Raw genomic sequence first — 18,276 nt, 5'->3', positions numbered from 1 at the left:
GGGCAATATTTTGATCTTAACCATTGGTTCAGTACAGGTGCCATTCCTAAAGAATTCTAATCCATCTGAAATTTGCTTTAGTGATGCAACAAGCTGTGTTGTACCTGATCATGGATCAGGCAGCCGCTTTAGGAGCAAAATCCTGTCTTTTGTTTTTCCCAGATTTACCAATTAAGTGGGAGTTCCGGCGTTTAGTAAACCCACTTTTTACGTTCTCCTTTTTACTTTTTACTTTGCAACGTGAACCAACGTCAACTTTTCCTCCAGCACATCGCCCAAACCTCCCCGGCGCCGCTTGCAATTGAAATTGTAAAGGCAAAGGGCACAAGACTGACCGATCGGTCCGGCAAACAGTATATTGACCTGATTGCAGGCATCAGTGTTTGTAATGTGGGTCATTGTCATCCCAAAGTGATCAAAGCCGTCCGTAAACAGGCAGGAGAATACCTGCATGTACTGGTTTATGGTGAACTGGTGGAAACACCCCAGGTAGCCTATGCCAGTTTACTCGCAGAACACCTGCCTGCCAGCCTCAATTCGGTGTATTTTACCAATTCCGGAGCAGAAGCTACCGAAGGGGCTATGAAATTAGCCAAGCGTGTTACCGGCAGAACGCAGATGATTGCCTTCAATCAATCCTACCATGGCTCTACACAGGGTGCCCTGAGTCTGATGGGAGATGAATACTGGAGGAATGCCTATCGCCCGCTGTTGCCGGGAATCCTTCACCTGGAATACAACGACCGTTCCGTTTTTGAACAGATTACTTCTCAAACAGCCTGCGTTATTCTTGAAACCGTGCAGGCTGAAAAAGGAGTGAATCCGCCTGATCCCGATTGGCTGGCTGAACTTCATAAGCGCTGCAAAGAAAAAGGTGCCCTGCTGATCATGGATGAAATCCAGACAGGCTTCGGACGAACCGGTTATTTATGGGGATTCCAGGCATATACTGTTGTTCCCGATATTCTTTTATTGGGAAAGGCATTGGGTGGCGGTATGCCGCTCGGGGCTTTTGTTGCAGCCAAATCCATGATGGATCTGTTTACCCTGAACCCGGTACTCGGACATATCACCACTTTCGGAGGGCATCCTGTTAGTTGCGCAGCCGGATTAGCCGCTATGAAAGTGCTCCTCAAAGAAAAATGGATACAGAAAATACCGGAAAAGGAAGCCCTTTTCAAAAAGCTGTTGGTTCACCCTGCTATTATAGCTGTTCGTTCAAAAGGCCTGCTGATTGCGGTAGAATTTGAAAGTTTCGAGGTAAATAAGCGGGTTATTGATCGTTGCATCGCCAACGGACTTCTGACCGACTGGTTTCTTTTCGGAGCCAATTGCCTGCGCATTGCACCTCCACTCAACATTTCTAAAAAGGAAATTAAAAAAGCCTGTTCCACCATTTTAAAGGCAATCAACGACGAAGGCTTGTAAGCTCCAATTTTAGGTAGTATTTTGGGTGCCAACAATATCGTATGATGCGCGCCCCTATTTCATTTCTATTTTTTCTGTTCCTGTCTTTTTTTGCAATTGCTCAAAACCAGCCCTTGCAAAATCAACATTCTGAAGCAACCCTGCTTTGGCGGATCAGTTCTCCTGATAAGAAAGCGCCTTCTTATCTCTACGGTACCATGCACCTGCAGGATAAACGCCTGTTTCATTTTACAGATTCCTTGTATGCATCTATCAAATCAGTGGATGGATTTGCCGGTGAACTGGATATGAATGATATGAATGAACTGGTAGCTTCCTGGGTTAGAAAAGGAGGTGATATCAATGCCCCTGTTTCCCTGTTAAAGGACTATATTACCACTGCTCAAAAAAAGAAATATAAATCTGCACTTGAAAAAAAGTTTGCAAAAAGACTGGATGCCATCACGCTAAAAGAATTGGATGCCGAAGCAGATAACTGGACGGAAGGATTTCGTAAAGAAGATGATATGCCTACGTTTGTAGATGCTTTTTTATATGGCATCGCAAAACGAGAAGGTAAATGGATCGGCGCATTGGAAGTCATCGAAGATCAGCTTGATGCAAAACCAACGGAACTCGAAGACAGAATTAAAGCAGCCCTGCTCAGTGATAAGGAGAAGCAGAAAATTATGGACCAGTATGTGGCTATTTATCTCTCCGGTAACCTGGACCGGATGTATGAGATTGTAACCAATGCGGGTGGAAATTATGGAGCATGGAAAATGAATCACCGTAATTTTAATATGGTGAAGAAAATGGATAGTCTGATTGCCTTACGATCCTGTTTTTATGCAGTCGGTGCAGCACATCTTTCCGGTGATTCGGGTATAATTCAGTTATTGAGAAATAAAGGTTATAAAGTTGATCCGGTTGAATCTGACAACCGGATTGCACCGGATAAGTACCTGGTTCAGCTGCCTTCAGCCAAATGGCAGGAGGTTCATTGGGGGGATGGTGATTTTAGTATTAAAATGCCCGGAGCTGCCTCCAGTTTGGATGGCATGGGCGGATTTCATCAGGCACGCATGTATTTCGATCCGCTCAGCATGTCCGGTTTTATGTCGGGATATATTCCACTTATTAACAAATCGGAAGCTGAAATCGATTCCGTATGTCAGCTGATGCCATCTTTCTACGCAACAGAAGGAAAATTATACCGTGATTCCTCCTGGTTACTCAATGGAAAAAAAGCCTACGAAATTGAAGCTTCCACGAAAGATGGTTTTGTAAACATGGTAGTTCATCCTGTACCAGGCGGTATTGTTATGAATATGATTATTTCCATGTCGCAAGCAGGAATAAAAATGCATCAGGCTGCCACCTTTTTCAATTCATTTGTAAATAATAAAAAACCGTTACCACCACCAGTCAAAGGATGGAGAAGAAAAATTTACGCGTTAAAACAATTCAGTTTTGAGTCGCCCGTTGAATTGACCTATTCTTCCAAAAACACCGACTCCTCCTGGAACAATGAAACCTATTCGGGCACGGATCCTGAAACGAAGATTTTTTATTCCTTTACAGCCATGGAAACCCGGAAGGGATATTATTCCAGGCTTGACTGCCTGTATTTTCAGGAGCTGATTAATCAGTACGACGATAACACCACGCACAAATTACTGAATCATTCTTTCTTTACACTTGATGGCTTTCCGGGCGTTTCCATGTTATTGGGAACCAAAGTAGAAAAGGATTCTGTACATGTCACTTTTAATGTGATAAACAGAGGTAACCGGCGATATTCCATACTGGTGGGATATTTTCCAACCGACCAGCAGCGTTTGGAAGTGGACCGGTTTATAAACGGAATCCGATTTCTTCCCTATACAGCATCCAAAACATTGGAGGGACACCCTGCCTATGAAAATTTCTCTATTCAGTCTCCAGGGCGCTTCTATCCTGAAAATTCAGATGATCTGACGGAAGGATCAACTCGTTTTGTATTATATGATTCAACTTCTGCAGTTACAGTTCATGTGCAAAAAGACCCTTTGAATAAATACTACAGATCTTCCGGAGACAGCAGTTTTTTCAGAGAACAGTTGACCTATTTTATTGGAGAGTCGGATAGTATTCTTCAGTATGAATTGAATCAGTTGAATGGCAGGATTTCCGCAGATGCGAATATTGATTTGGAGGGAACACATAACGTACGAAGGGTAAAGTTGCTCGCAAGCGGAGATACGCTCTACTCCGTATCCTGCGTGATGTCGCCAGAGGTAGCTAATTCAATTGCTTATCGCAAAATGTTTGATTCCTTCCAGATTGAAACGCCATCAGCCAATAATTATACCCGATCCAAAGCTAAACTTGTTTTGAACGATTTATTATTGCCCGACTCATTGGCATTTCAGGAAGCAAAAGCTGCATTGGAATGGGTTTATATCGATTCATCCGATCTGCCTCAGCTCCATGAAGCCCTTCTGCATCCAATGATTGATTTCAGTGAACGGTCTAACTGTACGCATGATGAACTGATCAAACGGATACTTGAATTGAACGATCCTTCAACTGTAGCTTTCATTCGAAAAGCCTACCCTGGTTTAAAGGAAAGAATTACAGAATTGCAATATCCATTGCTATCAGTTCTGGCGAGAATGTACACCAGTGAAACCTATTCTATTCTGGAACAATTGATGGAATCCGGACTGCCTACTGCAGGAAATGCAGGTATTTTATATGGATCCATGAAAGACAGTCTGGAACTGGCCAGGAGATTGTTCCCGCTTATTCTTAAAAACAAAGATGATTCCCTGATAAGCAGAATTTTACCTGGAATAGTGTATGACATGAAAATGGAAAATCTTATTAGCGGGGACGAATTGAAGACTGTCCAATCCAGCTTGTACGCTTTGGCGGATGAATACATTATTGAACAGCGCTCTTTAAATATCCAGCTGCCACTTTATTTCGATGCACTTCTTGATCTCCTGATTGCATATGATGATGCGGGAAGTCGCCAGCGCTTGGATAGCTTTGTGTTGCACAGCAATGAAGATGTTAAGTATGCTGCTTTTAAAGCGTTGACCCAACAAAAAAAAGCGGCACCTTTAAAAACAATTCAGGAACTGGCGGCCGATCCATTTTACCGTTTAAGAGTATGGGAAGAACTATCGGATGCCGGATTGGAGAAAACATTTCCACCTGCACTTCGCAACCAGCTAAGTATTGCGGAGTCTCACTTATTTAGAGAAGTTTGGAATGAATCCGGTGAGGCAGATCTGCAATTTTTGAAAGAAATAACAAAGAAAATTGATGGAAAGAAACACCGGTTGTTTCTATATAAAGTAAGTTTTAAAACCGAAGATGGGCAGGAAGAATACCTGGGTGTGGCCGGACCTTATCCGATAAAAGGGAAAATGCATGCCACACCCGGTGAATTCAATGGCGTTTATTATGATGAAATGTTTGATGCATACAAAATAAACGATCTTTTGGAAGCCTTTATTCAATCTCTACAATAACTTCCACTTCAACGGCTATATTATTTGGCAATGCATGAAAGCCTACTGCAGAGCGGGCATGCTTTCCCTTTTCACCAAAGATTTCAACCATGGTATCGGAATATCCATTCATTACTTTGGGTTGTTGGGTAAAGCTGCTTTCGCAATTCACCATGCCCAATACTTTAATTACCCGCTTTACTTTTTTAAGATCACCCAGGTAGTCTTTCAACACTGCAATATGACTGAATGCAACGGTACGAGCTGCTGCATATCCTTCATCAATACTAAGGTCTTTCCCTACTTTGCCCGTAATATCTTTTCCATCAGGCGTAGTTGGACCTTTTCCGGATAAATACAATAGGTTGCCGGTTTGTACAATGTTTACATAGTTCGCTACCGGTTTTGAAACGGGAGGTAATTGAACCCCTAGCTGGGCTAATTTTTCTTCTGGACTTTGAGCTGCTGCTGTTGACATGATAAATAGAAATGATAGAAGGTTAAGAAAACGAATCATGATGTAAGAATTTAGATGTAGGATGTAGGATGTAAAATCTTACATCCTACATCAGAAGTTGGTAAAGGGCGGCGGCGAGAAAGCTGCCTGCAATGGGACCCACTATCGGCACCCAGGCATAACTCCAGTCGCTGCTGCCTTTCCGGCCCAAAGGTAACAGGAAGTGCGCAATCCTCGGGCCTAAATCACGCGCCGGATTGATGGCATAGCCTGTTGGTCCGCCTAATGATAATCCAACACCCAATACCAGCAGAGCCACCGGTAGGGCATCCAGGGCTCCCAAACTATTGGTAGGTGCAATGATCAGCAATACGAGTAACAAAAAAATCGCAGTGGCTACTGTTTCTGTGAGCAGGTTACTGATTGGATTTCTAATTGCAGGAGCAGTACTGAAAACTGCCAGCTTTAACCCATGATCTTCCGTTGCTTTGAAATGATCTTTATAACAAAGCCACATCAATACGGCTCCACTAAAAGCTCCTGCTACCTGTGCCAAAATATAAAAAGGCACTTCTGTCCAGGCGAATTTTCCAGTCAATGCCAAACAAATACTCACTGCCGGATTCAGATGTGCGCCACTGAATTTTGAAACAGCAAAGACACCCAGAAACACGGCCATTGCCCAGCCAAAACTGATAACAATCCATCCTCCATTAATTCCTTTTGAATGTTTGAGTAAAACATTGGCCACCACACCGTTTCCAAATGCAAGTAATACAGCCGTTCCTATAAATTCGGCTAAATAGGGATTCATCATATAGCAAGCGTTGATTTATTTGGCTAAATAATTGGATGCAATACTGCAGAATGCATCAATCTGTTCCTGCTCCCATTGCCGGTCGAGCTGCAGCTCTGTCGCTATTAAATGGGCAACTGTAGTGGCTGCGGTTATTGCAGCACCCGCATTTAATAATATGGCGCGTGTTCTTCTTGATAATGCATCATCAACCGTCATACACATTTCCTCACGCACCGCCCAAATGATTTCTGCTTTTGTATAAGGCAGATCAGGGTGGATTTTCTCTGCCCATTCCGCATGTTCTTTATGCAGCTCCTGAATTTTCGCCCAGTCAGAACCATAATAATAACCATGGTCGGTGTAATTGGGAACCTTCATCGCGCCATGTATGGAAAGTTCGGCAGTTACACATGCCCGATCTTCCAGTTTACCTTCCTGTATTGCTACCTTGATCGCATCCTCTGCCATCTTTCTATAGGTTGTCCATTTGCCTCCGGTTATGCTGATCAGGCCGGATTCACTTACCTCAATGAAATGATCACGCGATAATCCGGACGTGCTGCTGGCATTCCCTTTTACCAATGGCCGCAAGCCTGAAAAAACAGCCAGCACATCGGATCGCTGAGGATCTTTTGCCAGATACAATTTGATATTATCCAATATGAATTGAATCTCCTCCTCTTTGGGAATGGGCTCCATACTGGGTTGCGATACCGGAATATCAGTAGTGCCGATAATGGTATGCTGGTGCCAGGGCACTGCAAACAATACCCTCCCATCGGAGGTTTCCGGAATCAGGATAGCCGTATCGCCGGGAAGAAATTTTTTATCAACCACCAGATGGGTACCCTGACTTAATGATAAAACCGGTTCTTTTTTGGGATCATCGGCTTTTCTTAAGTGATCTGTAAATACGCCGGTAGCATTAAAGATGCAGGAGGCTTTAATAGTATATGTATCACCGCTGATCTGATCGATGGCTTCCAACGCTACCAGTTTGTTGTTTTCTTTCAGCAGACGTCCGGCTTTTATATAATTCAAAACAACCGCCCCCTGTTCTGCTGCCGTTTGCGCCATATTGATGGCCAATCTGGCATCATCAAACTGCCCGTCATGAAATAACACACCGCCTTTCAATCCTTCCGGATCCAGTGTGGGCGCTCTTTCCAGCGTTTCTTCGCGTGATAGGAAAAGAGAGGGACCGAGTCCAAGATCACCCGCCATCCAGTCATAAATTTTTAAACCCAGACCGTAAAATGGTCCCTGCCACCATTTATAATTGGGCAGCAGGAAGGATTGATTTTTCACCAGATGAGGAGCGTTTTTCCGTAAGCGACCCCGTTCTTTCAAGGCTTCCATTACCAGTTTTACATTTCCCTGCTGGAGATACCGAACTCCTCCATGCACCAGTTTAGTGGAACGGGAAGAAGTGCCTTTTGCGAAATCAGCCTGCTCTATCAAAATTGTTTTATAACCACGGGATGCTGCATCAATAGCGATTCCCAATCCGGTGGCACCTCCGCCAACGATGCAGATATCCCATTGGGAACTATTCTTTAGCTCAGTTATCATGCTGCTGCGTACCATACTCATTTTTTTGTTCAGATTAGTTCATCTACTGTTCATCGGCCCATGCAATACTTGCCTTGATGGCTCTTTCCCAGCCCCGTTTAAAAGGACGCATTTCTTCGTTGGTGCGTTGCGGTTGAAATTCTTTTGCTGCCTTCCATTGCTGTTGGATATCTGCGGTGCTTTCCCAATAACCAACACCTAATCCGGCCAGATATGCCGCTCCCAATGCAGTGGTTTCATATACTTCCGGACGGATAACCGGTACCTGCAATAAATCACACTGAAACTGCATCAGCATATTGTTGATGGTAGCACCTCCATCTACACGTAATTCTTTTATGGGTAATCCTGCATCTGATTCCATTGCTTTTAAGACATCCATGGTTTGATATGCAATGCTTTCCAGGCAGGCTCTGGCAATATGTGCGCGACTGGTTCCCCGGGTTAATCCAAATACAGTTCCTCTTGCATGCTGATTCCAATGCGGTGCTCCAAGGCCGGCAAATGCAGGTACAATATATACTCCATCCGTATTCTCCACCCGGTTGGCCAATTCTTCAACTTCCGAAGATGATCGAATCATTTCCAATCCGTCTCTTAGCCACTGCACAACCGCACCTGCAATAAATATACTTCCTTCCACTGCGTATTCAACCCGGTTATTCAGTTTCCAGGCAACCGTGGTTAGCAGATTATTCGTTGAATGAACAATTTTTTCCCCTGTATGCATCAGCATGAAACACCCGGTACCATACGTGTTTTTTACCATGCCCGGTGTGGTGCATTGCTGGCCAAATAAAGCTGCCTGCTGATCACCTGCAATTCCTGCCAAAGGAATATTGGCCGTTTTTACAACCGTTTCAGTTACTCCATATACTTTACTGCTTGCAATGATTGTCGGTAACACAGAAGCCGGTATATCAAAGAGTTGGAGTAATTCTTCATCCCATTCGCATGTTTCCAGATTCATCAGCATGGTTCTGCTGGCATTCGAAACATCGGTTACATGTACCTTCCCATTGGTGAGTTTCCAGTTTAGCCAGGTATCAATGGTGCCAAACGCCAATTCTCCTTTCACCGCTTTTTCACGTGCACCACTTACATTATCTAAAATCCATTTGAGTTTGGTGGCAGAGAAATAAGCATCCAATACCAGTCCGGTTTTTTTCTGAATATGGGATGATAGTCCGTCTGCTTTTAATTGATCACAATAAGCGGCTGTTCTACGATCCTGCCATACAATGGCATTGTATATGGGTTTGGAACTGTTACGGTCCCATACCACCGTTGTTTCCCGCTGATTGGTAATGCCAATAGCTGCAATATCAGAAGTGGAAAGCGATGCTTTTGCGATGGTTTCCGCCATTACAGAAAACTGGGTAGACCAGATCTCTTCCGCATTGTGCTCTACCCAGCCGGGTTTGGGATAGATCTGTGTAAACTCTTTCTGCGCAACATGACAGATTTGTCCGTATTTATCAAATAAAATGGCTCTTGAGCTGGTAGTGCCCTGATCGAGCGATAAAATAAATTTTTCTGGCATGCATCGTAATTTTGCTTTAATAAGATAGCAAAATATACTGGTTCATGCTTAGAATGCCAAACGGAAACTGCCAAAAATTCCAAAGCGGCCAACTCTTTCTGCCGGAAGCGGGCGGGGACCTACTCTCCAGACAAAATCCAATCTGAAAACTTTTAGAATATTATCCACGCCGGTACCTAATTCCAGGTACATTTTACCATCGAGGTTTTGAAACTGATTAAAATCATTATCAAAATTTAATGCACGATTTGCCTCAGACAGATCGCCTGTCAGCCCTTTTGCACTCCAGAACTGACGGAATTTGAGTTTCCTTGTAAGTGGTATCAGTCGGAAAATTCCATTTCCTATATTATGCTCAACATTAAAACCGATATAACGGTCATGGATGTACTCAAATCGCTGCATCAGGTTGAATGCATATTTATTGTAATAATAGATTTCATTTCCTGGAGCAACATTCAGCATCATATATGGCAATGTTTTGGTGGTTCTTCCTCCGAAAACATTGTAATACAAATTTCCCAACGGTGCAATCTTAACATAGTCGGATACACTCAGGTAATATTTGTTATAGTTATAATCACTGTTTAATACACCCGGAAATCCACGGGCATATAGGAATTCAATAATAGGGAAGGAGCTGCCCAAACTAAAGCGGTTAAAACTGGTTTCAAGGAATCGCTCATTGTATCCGAATCGAAGTTTAACGGCCATTTCAAAATTGGTAAGTGCACTCCCTTTCTGTCCGTTGTTCTGAAATAGTTCTTTAGGCGGAATATTTTTAAGTGGATCAAAACTTTTATGTGTTCCAATAATGGTGGCTGAAATACCCGGCGACCATTCCCTGAAATATTCCAGTTTGGCTTCCTGGATCTGCATGAACTTGATCGGGATGCCTGGCTTGCGAATGGTTAAAGCGAAAATATTATCCGTACTTATTTCATCATAATAAACCTGACCATTGTCAAGGTCCTTTGTATAACTGGCATGAATATAAGAACGGGGTGATCTGCTGAAAAGATATTTGGCTTCTGCCTTGTACTTGAATGCCTTATCGCCGAAGCCATAGGCCAGATAACCGTGCAGGTAAAGGTCTTTATGAAATTTGGTATTGGTGCCTAAATCAAAGCGGGTACGGAAACCTTCCCACTGATTACCGGTAAACCAGTTATACCAGGGACCAATTTCAAAATTTCCCACATTCCGATAACCCGTTGCCAGGAAATTGATCGTATTTACATAGCGTTTGAAAATGGGCATTTTTTGCAAAGTGTCAATCATCGCATAAATCGCTTTTTCATTTTTATTCAACGATTCATGCCTCGAATCTGTCCAGTAACTATCCTGTTGCTTCATGGCCCCTTCAGCAAACAGAATTTCAGACTGCACTTTGTTTTTAGCAATACTGTCGCGGATATATTGTTCATTAACAACTACATCCCGGTAGGTGGTTGTTTTCCTGCCGATTACACCAAATCTGGTTTTTCCAATGGGCGCCACATCGGCCACAAATTTATCTTTTGCAAGAAACCAGGTACTATCATCTATTAATGCATACTCCTGTATCAGAGATAATTTATCAATGAAATTGATATTGGCTTCCCGGCTAAGATTAAGCGTCATTTTCTGAATAGCCCAGGTGGGATCATGAACCCATGCATCCCCTTCGAACGTGTTCTCGCCTTTTCGCTTTGGCTGAAATACAAAATGAATCAGTTTTTGTCCGGCTACAAACTGGGTATCCAATACGGTGTATTTATAATAAGCCGGACCATTATCACTCAAAGGACTAACGAACTGTTTATCAAATACGGGAATAAAGTTGTTATAGATATTGATATTTTGTTCGGTACCACCAAGTAGTTTGGAAATGCTTTCATTCTCAACCCCCATCGTTTTAACGCCCTTAATAATTTCGCGGGTTTTCCAGGGCGATTTCTGGTAATAATAATTGGAGATAGTTTCTGTCAGATAAACGGGAAGGAAGGGCTGCCCCTCCGAAGTATCTACATTATCAAAAATAAAATCGAAGGGCTTCAGAGGCCCCAGCTCTTTCAGTTTGTCTTTGTTGATCCGGTTAAGATCAAGTTCCAGTTTATTGTATAGTTCGTAGGTGAAATTATTAAAACGATAGCGGTCATTAAATGGTTTCCTTTTATTGATCCGTTTCCACATCAGGTAACCGCGGTCTATCTTCTGCTTTACAATTACGGCCGAAGCATATTTGCCCCTTTCCATTGAAATAACGAGTTCCAGCAGGTTCCCGTCTTCGGATATCTTAATCATGTCTGAATTGATCGCAATGCGATAATCCTGGTATCCGACATAAGTTATTTCCAATGTATCTGTTGGCCACTCATTAAAACGAAAAACAAAACTTCCTGCAGAATCGGTTAATCCCCCCTGGGATGATCCGATAAACTTCATGGATGCAAAGGGGATTCTTTCCTCACTTAACTTGTCCTTCACATAGCCCCGGATAGTTTTGGTCTGCGCCTGGGTAAATAAGGTAATCAATAAGGTTAGCACTAGCCCGAATGCCCGCTGGCGAAAGGGTCTCAATTTCATAGAACAGCAAAATTAACACATAGAAAGAACGATTTACCTAATTTAACAGATGTGTTAAAAAGGAAAATTTTGCGGTTTGGAAACCGTTTATTTACTTTGGATCACAAAGTGCTTTAGTTACTATGGAAACAAGTTCGTTTCACGACCTGCGGGAAATCCGCCAGATGATGGAAAAAAGCAGCCGTTTTATCAGCCTGAGTGGCTGGAGTGGAGTGGCTGCCGGATGTTCCGCCCTTGCCGGTGCCTTCGTGGCCAATGGGTACATCAAATCCTATTATAAACATGCCTATGGTTCTTCAGCTGCCTGCCCGGCTTGCCTGAAACAGGACCTGCTGGTGGTTGCCGCACTGGTATTTATCAGTGCCCTTGCACTGGCTTTCATTTTCACCTATGCCCGATCCAAAAAAGAAGGTGTTGCCATTTGGGGCCCCTCCGCCCGAAAATTGATGTGGAGCACCATGTTGCCAATGGTTGTAGGCGGAATTTTCATTTTGCGCCTGATGGATCTTCAATACTATTCGCTGGTGGCAGCCTGCTCACTTCTATTCTATGGCCTTGCACTTATTAATGGAAGTAAGTATACCGTGGGTGAAATCCGCTTTCTGGGATATGGTCAGGTGCTTACCGGTTTGTTTTGTTTATGGTTTCCAACTAATGGTTTAGTTGGTTGGGCCTTTGGATTTGGTATCTTGCACATTGTATACGGTTTCACTATGTGGTGGAAATACGAACGGAAATAAGAAGCGACTGAAATGAATCCAATTGAACAGTTAAATAAAGTTTTTGATAGCCGTATTCGCCTCGGTATCATGAGTTCCCTGCTCGTGAATGAAAAGGTCAGTTTCAATGAACTGAAAGAACTGATCGGTGTAACTGATGGAAATCTTGCCTCGCACCTGAAAACCCTGGAAGACAATGGTTTTCTGAAAGTGCAGAAAGGTTTTATCGGAAGAAAAACGAATACCTCTTATTCAGTTACCAAAGCCGGTGAAAAAGCATTCAAACAACATCTTGATGCACTCGAAAAAATGATCAGATCCCTGCAATAAATTTTTTTGTCTTTAAACTTTGTAAAACAAAGTGCTTTGAATAATATAATATCTCATTCAGCCAGTCTGGCCGCTTCCATCTGGATTAAAACAGCCCTTTGCTTTGGCGGTTTATTAATGTTGGAAATGATGCTGGCACAAGGTGGTGGTGGAGGGGTGCTTTTCCTTCTAACATTGCCTATAACTATAATTGTCAGCTTGCCAGCAGTGGTCGGATTATTTATTGGAACCAGCCTTATTCTCCGATTCATACCAGCTTATGGACAACGCTTGAAATTATTTGTATTGCTGCTTTTTGTTATCCTTCTATTTTATTCTGTGGTTGCTGTGGAAATTGCCAGAATATTCGACCATCAATATCGGTGGGCCTGGTGGTTGGCAATCACCGCGTCGCTGATCGCTTCAGTTATTCTTGGATCTTATCTCACACGATCTGATATCAACGAACTTCTTTCCACTGATTTTTTCCCTGTTCATTCTTCAACCAATTATACAACTCACCAAACAAGTATGGAACAACAATTGAATGTCCCTGCAGAGGACAAACCCGCTGAATCAAATTCCCCCATTCTTTTTAAGGGGATTATTACCGGTGTACTCATCCTGCTGATGATGGTACCCACGCTCTTCATTTCAAGCCTTGTACAGGAACGAAAAGGAAGACAACAGGAAATCGTTCGGGAAGTAAGCCAGCGTTGGGCCGGTGCACAAAAATTATCCGGACTCTTTCTTGTACTTCCGTATGAAGCACAGTTTCAAAATGATAAAGGCAAAGAAGTGAAAATCAGGAAAGAACTTATTCTACTGCCAGAGGAATTGAAAGTTGGTAGTGAACTTAATCCGGTAGTACGGAAACGAAGTATTTACGATGTCTTGTTGTATCGCACTGATACAAAATTCAATGGTCATTTTACAATTCAGCTACCCAAAGATATCAGTGTAGAAAAAGTTCTTTGGAAAGAAGCCAGCGTTTGCCTGGGCTTATCCGATATAAAAGGAATCGAAGAAAAAGTGCTGGTTCAAATCGGGCAACAGAAATTGGAATTGGCTCCCGGCTTACCGAACAAAGAAGTGCTGAAAACCGGCTTATCAGCACCGGTTGATTTAACGGGGATTGATTTGTCCAGACTCGAGTTTTCAACACAAGTAAAACTAAAGGGTAGTGAGCAGCTTCATTTTATTCCATTGGCAGGAAATAGTTCCTATGCTGTGGCGTCTTCCTGGCCCAGCCCATCTTTTGATGGTACCAGTTTACCTGCAGAACATCTGGTAAAAGACGGTGGATTTACTGCGAACTGGTCCTTCAGCAAAGCCAACCTGCCCTTTGGTACCATCATGCGTGATGCAGAATTCAATGAGGAAGATTTTTCATTTGGTGTATCGATGGTGCAACCGGCTGATCAATATTCCAAAACAGAACGCAGTGTCAAGTATGCCATTCTGTTTATTGGGCTTACTTTTTCTTTATTTCTTGTTATAGAGCTGATGCAGAAAAAACCGGTTCACCCAATTCAGTATGTTTTAATCGGAATAGCTCTTTCTGTTTTTTACACGCTCCTGCTTTCTCTAAGTGAATTTATAGCCTTTGATTCCGCTTATGCTATTGCTGCTGTTGCCACAATAGGATTGATTACATTTTACGCCAGCGCACATTTCAAAAGTTGGAAAACAGCCTCCTTATTTGGTTTGGTTTTGAGCTGCCTGTATCTTTTTGCATTTGTATTGGTTCGTCTGGAAGATACTGCCTTACTGGTGGGAAGTATCGGACTTTTCATCATACTTGCTTTGGTTATGTTTGGGACCCGGAAAATCAACTGGTATCCTGCATGAAAAAAAGCCGGCACTTGCCGGCTTTTTTAATTCGTTTATTGGTCGTTATTAAAAATCAATTCCCATGGCAAAATGCCAGATCGGTTTTCCTTTGAACACGCCATTCATTTCCCAACCGGTATCCAGACGCAGGAAATAACCAAGTAGGGTTGAGCGGGCACCAAATCCATAGCCACCTACAAACGGACCAACACCACCGGCTTTGATTTTAACCTGTACATTTCCCTCCTGATACACTCTGGACGGACGCTGAATGCCATTATAACTGCCATTCCATGCAGTACCCAGATCCACAAATTGTACAAGCTGGAAATTGCGGAGGAAAGCATTGTTGATCGGACGTTTCAATAAGGTGGTGAATACCGGTAAGCGGAATTCACTGTTTATTACCACCGCATTATTACCATTGGTTATATTCTGCCGGTGTCCTCTCATATTAACTGCAAGTGCCTGAAATGCATAATCCGGATCCTGAGGTTGTACTTCATTATTCGCCTTCGGGAACAACCATCCGTCCTGTCCACCCAGGTAATACACGATTTTTTTATCACCCCAGGAGAAGTCGGCCGCAGCACGACCAGCCCATATAAAATTCTGGAAAATAGGGTAATAATAACGGGCATCCCATCCAAAATTGAAGGTAGTGCGGCCGGCAATATCCTTATTGGTATTGGCCAGTTGGGTATTATAATCCAGGTAAACCTTATACCGCAATCCATTCATGATATTCGTGGTTTTCTGAATGGAATTATCGTGTACATATTCCAGACGTAACAAACCATAGGTCTGTTTGGAGTCATCCAGTAGCAGGGTTTCCGGAGGATCAGAAATTGCTTTCACCACTACTTTATCCGAACGAACGCCTGCATTGATACGAAGACTCCGTATTTTATCGAATGGATATTTAACACCCAATTGATATAAGTTGGTAAAAAGCTTAGCCGGAGCAAACATACCACCACCGAGTCCGGCAGAACCAACATCGGTGCGACGATAATAAAGTGCAGTATAATCAAACCGGCGTTTCAAATAATCAATTCTCGCCAGGTATTCAGATCCTGAATTAAACAATGACTGTGAACCTGGAACAAAAACATTCGGTTGCCCCACATTGATAGGAAATCCCTGTCCGGCTGTATTAATCAACGGAGAACGGAACATTCCGGTAAAGCGAAGATCTTCCATCAGATCATACACCGTTACTTTGAACATACCATTAAAACCGTTATTGGCACTGCTGTTAATTGGCAATGATCCGGTGAAGGGTTCATATCGGGTTACCAGCACATCATTATTAAAGAGCGAACCGGTAACCTGATCAACAGAAAATTTCCAGGTATAATCAAAACGCCCAGCCTTCTTTAAAACAGAGGCTTCCTGCACTTCCTCACGCCTTTGCCGGTTACGTGCAATGGCAGCTGAATCAACCGCTTCATCCGCAAACTCCGATTCAAACTCAACGTTTGGAACCGTTTTTGAACTATCCGTCGATGGAGCCGGTTGGAATTGTGCGGCCGGACCTGTTGCCATTCGCAACTGGTCAATATTTCGTTTTCTGAAATCTGTCGGACGCGGATTTATATTTCTTTTCCGAAGGGTATTCTCATCCACTTTTAATTTATACAGGAAAAGCAAATCACCTTCCCGACGCATTTCGCTCACTATATCAGCATCACCTGCAGCTTTAGTTTCTTTCAAACCACTCTGATAATTGGTGATCGGAAATACATAGGCCGAATCGTTGGTGATGGAGAAAGTATAAATAGTATCCGGCTCCGTTTTGTCGTAGAATTTCAAAAGCGAATCAATGTCGCGGTATTCCGGATTCCGAAGAATATCATCCCCAATCTGGTAGATGGTATCCACACCAGCTCTGGTGGTAGAAAAGAAGCCGGCAAAACGGTTGTTGATCCCATTTTCATCCGCCGTAAACGTGAAGTGATTCGTATTGTATTGTGTTGGATTCCGCGCATTTCCATAACGGAGTTTACTCAGTTGTGAAATCTGCTTGAATTCGCTCTTATTGAAATTATCTACCAGGAAAATATTGTATTTGTAATTGGAAGGCAGCACCGTATCGGTTGATGGCGCATCTGCCGACGGACGATTGGAAGCGTAAATGATACCCATTTTATTAGGGAAGCTTACGAAATTCGGATCCAGATCATCATAGATATCATTGGTAATCTGTTCTTCTCTTTCCCGATCAATTTTGAAGGTGAATATATCCGATTGTCCATTTTTTACAGCACTCAGCAGGAGGGTATTATCATCGTTCATGAATTTTACATCCTGGATTTGTTCAAACTGATCAAGCACCAGTTTATCCCGTTTGATCCGGGAGAAAATATCATAGGTAAACATCCTGATTTTACCTTCTGTATTATATACAACCAGTAATTTGTTTCCTTTCCCGTTCCAGGCAAGAAGCGGATAATGAGGATCCTGTCTGGATTCTGCATTACGTATACCGTTTTTCAACAGCACTTTCTTGGTCACATAATCTTCATAGAAAAGTACACACTGTAATCCTTTTTTGTATTCCACCACGGCATAGGCCTGGCTTCTGGCAACAGGATTGGGCGTGAAATTATAGAAGTCGAGGTTTTTATTTACTTCCTCCACAACAGACATTGTGCCTTTGGGATTATTCCGACGACCCCGAATATCCTTGTAGTATTTGTCTTCATTATAGGTCATGAAGTCGGAGAGCACTTCCTTGAATTTTTTCTTGGCAATCCTGTTGGAAGCACCGTTCAGGTTTCTGTAAAGGCGTGCGAGATAAAGAAAATACTTAGTATTGTCTTTCTTGTAAATTTCTTCAATATATCGCCAGAATGCATGTCCGGCAAGATCCGGCTGATCAAACGCAAACTGATAAAAATTCCTGTACCGTCCGGATAGCATGGCTGATTTCAACTGGTCATCCAGTTGGGTACTCCAGTTTTCTGCAGCATAGGAAACAAATCCGTCGGTGAGCCATTTGGGAAGATCAAGCAGGGCCTGGTTGGCCGCAAATTCACCCAGGTCATCGCCAAAGAGGATATTATCCAGCAGAATTTTTGCTATACCCTGGCGAACCTGAATCCGCATATGTTCATGGTTACTGTTATAGTAAACCACCACTTTATTATTAACCAGTTTGGTATTTCCACCATTCACCTGCCAATCGGTGGTTAAACCAATATTGGTCTGCTGCATCTCATTGAAACTGTTATACAGTACGATATTGGCGCGGCGCTGAAGGCCATATTCCATAAAGGTTTCCATTTCCGGCAATTCCTTTTCGGCCAGTTGGGCAACAGTTTTGGCCAGTGGCTCCCCTTTCTGGCTATAGTACGTATTGAAATTGTCGGTTTGATAATATTGCCATTTGAACTTTTTGAATTGGACCCTGTTTTTTCCAAATTCCACCATGTTCACCTGTGCCCGTAAGGGGGTGATACCATTCCATAGGAAAAGGATTAAAATCAGAGATAGCTTGGTACAAACGCGCAAAAACAAATGATTCTTCGGAAATTGCATACCCGGTGATTGTGGTCTAAAAT

The 18,276-nt window shown here is 42.9% G+C and carries 11 protein-coding genes; 5 read left to right on the top strand and 6 right to left on the bottom strand.

Translation table 11 applies throughout. From position 1 onward, the window contains the following. Positions 1 to 240: 240 nt before the first annotated feature. Together B2746_RS01700 and B2746_RS01695 are read left to right on the top strand one after the other, a co-directional pair. Positions 241 to 1,428: an aspartate aminotransferase family protein gene (locus B2746_RS01700; RefSeq protein WP_290790276.1), complete on the top strand. Its 1,188-nt coding sequence runs from the start codon at positions 241 to 243 to the stop codon at positions 1,426 to 1,428. A 113-nt stretch (positions 1,429 to 1,541) separates the two neighbouring features. Next, the gene (locus B2746_RS01695) at positions 1,542 to 4,931 is read left to right on the top strand and encodes a TraB/GumN family protein (RefSeq protein WP_290790274.1); all 3,390 of its coding nucleotides are present in this window, start codon (positions 1,542 to 1,544) and stop codon (positions 4,929 to 4,931) included. Here B2746_RS01695 and B2746_RS01690 read toward each other — a convergent pair. Genes B2746_RS01690 through B2746_RS01670 form a run of 5 tightly spaced genes read right to left on the bottom strand, consistent with a single transcriptional unit; the run spans position 4,912 to position 11,849 of the window. Further along, positions 4,912 to 5,427: a RidA family protein gene (locus tag B2746_RS01690; RefSeq protein WP_290790271.1), complete on the bottom strand. Its 516-nt coding sequence runs from the start codon at positions 5,425 to 5,427 to the stop codon at positions 4,912 to 4,914. The genes B2746_RS01695 and B2746_RS01690 overlap by 20 nt on opposite strands. Positions 5,428 to 5,473: 46 nt before the next feature. Beyond that, positions 5,474 to 6,184 carry an MIP/aquaporin family protein gene (locus B2746_RS01685; RefSeq protein WP_290790267.1) on the bottom strand — a complete coding sequence of 237 codons (711 nt, stop codon included), beginning with the start codon at positions 6,182 to 6,184 and terminating at the stop codon, positions 5,474 to 5,476. Positions 6,185 to 6,199: 15 nt separating this feature from the next. Beyond that, complete coding sequence (locus B2746_RS01680; protein ID WP_290790264.1) at positions 6,200 to 7,753, bottom strand: glycerol-3-phosphate dehydrogenase/oxidase; 1,554 nt, start codon at positions 7,751 to 7,753, stop codon at positions 6,200 to 6,202. A 28-nt stretch (positions 7,754 to 7,781) separates the two neighbouring features. Then, positions 7,782 to 9,281: a glycerol kinase GlpK gene (glpK, locus tag B2746_RS01675; protein WP_290790262.1), complete on the bottom strand. Its 1,500-nt coding sequence runs from the start codon at positions 9,279 to 9,281 to the stop codon at positions 7,782 to 7,784. A gap of 48 nt (positions 9,282 to 9,329) precedes the next feature. Beyond that, complete coding sequence (locus B2746_RS01670) at positions 9,330 to 11,849, bottom strand: DUF5686 family protein (RefSeq protein WP_290790260.1); 2,520 nt, start codon at positions 11,847 to 11,849, stop codon at positions 9,330 to 9,332. 122 nt (positions 11,850 to 11,971) lie between these two features. Between B2746_RS01670 and B2746_RS01665 the strand changes: the two genes are divergently transcribed. The 3 genes from B2746_RS01665 to creD are packed head-to-tail and all read left to right on the top strand — an operon-like array spanning position 11,972 to position 14,728. After that, entirely contained in the window at positions 11,972 to 12,589 is a 618-nt protein-coding gene (locus tag B2746_RS01665) for a hypothetical protein (protein ID WP_290790258.1), read from the top strand. Between the two features lie 12 nt (positions 12,590 to 12,601). Further along, positions 12,602 to 12,898 (top strand): winged helix-turn-helix domain-containing protein, encoded by a 297-nt coding sequence (locus B2746_RS01660; protein ID WP_290790256.1) that lies wholly within the window; start codon positions 12,602 to 12,604, stop codon positions 12,896 to 12,898. Positions 12,899 to 12,934: 36 nt separating this feature from the next. Beyond that, positions 12,935 to 14,728, top strand: coding sequence for a cell envelope integrity protein CreD (gene creD, locus B2746_RS01655; protein WP_290790254.1), 1,794 nt, complete (start codon positions 12,935 to 12,937; stop codon positions 14,726 to 14,728). Positions 14,729 to 14,776: 48 nt separating this feature from the next. Here creD and B2746_RS01650 read toward each other — a convergent pair whose 3' ends face one another. After that, a complete protein-coding gene (locus tag B2746_RS01650; protein WP_290790252.1) occupies positions 14,777 to 18,253 on the bottom strand; it encodes a hypothetical protein in 3,477 nt (1,158 codons plus the stop codon). Positions 18,254 to 18,276 lie beyond the last annotated feature (23 nt).

Source organism: Flavihumibacter sp. UBA7668 (assembly GCF_002483205.1).
Taxonomy (GTDB): Bacteria; Bacteroidota; Bacteroidia; order Chitinophagales; family Chitinophagaceae; genus Flavihumibacter.
The sequence above is the reverse complement of the archived record's forward strand: the minus strand, read 5'-3'. Positions and strand labels throughout refer to the sequence as shown.

What these genes read in the sequence shown, in the direction of transcription:
- B2746_RS01690 (WP_290790271.1), bottom strand. Translation starts at nt 5,427, where the DNA reads ATGATTCGTTTTCTTAACCTTCTATCATTTCTATTTATCATGTCAACA.
- B2746_RS01685 (WP_290790267.1), bottom strand. Translation starts at nt 6,184, where the DNA reads ATGATGAATCCCTATTTAGCCGAATTTATAGGAACGGCTGTATTACTT.
- B2746_RS01680 (WP_290790264.1), bottom strand. Translation starts at nt 7,753, where the DNA reads ATGGTACGCAGCAGCATGATAACTGAGCTAAAGAATAGTTCCCAATGG.
- glpK (WP_290790262.1), bottom strand. Translation starts at nt 9,281, where the DNA reads ATGCCAGAAAAATTTATTTTATCGCTCGATCAGGGCACTACCAGCTCA.
- B2746_RS01670 (WP_290790260.1), bottom strand. Translation starts at nt 11,849, where the DNA reads ATGAAATTGAGACCCTTTCGCCAGCGGGCATTCGGGCTAGTGCTAACC.
- B2746_RS01665 (WP_290790258.1), top strand. Translation starts at nt 11,972, where the DNA reads ATGGAAACAAGTTCGTTTCACGACCTGCGGGAAATCCGCCAGATGATG.
- B2746_RS01660 (WP_290790256.1), top strand. Translation starts at nt 12,602, where the DNA reads ATGAATCCAATTGAACAGTTAAATAAAGTTTTTGATAGCCGTATTCGC.
- B2746_RS01650 (WP_290790252.1), bottom strand. Translation starts at nt 18,253, where the DNA reads ATGCAATTTCCGAAGAATCATTTGTTTTTGCGCGTTTGTACCAAGCTA.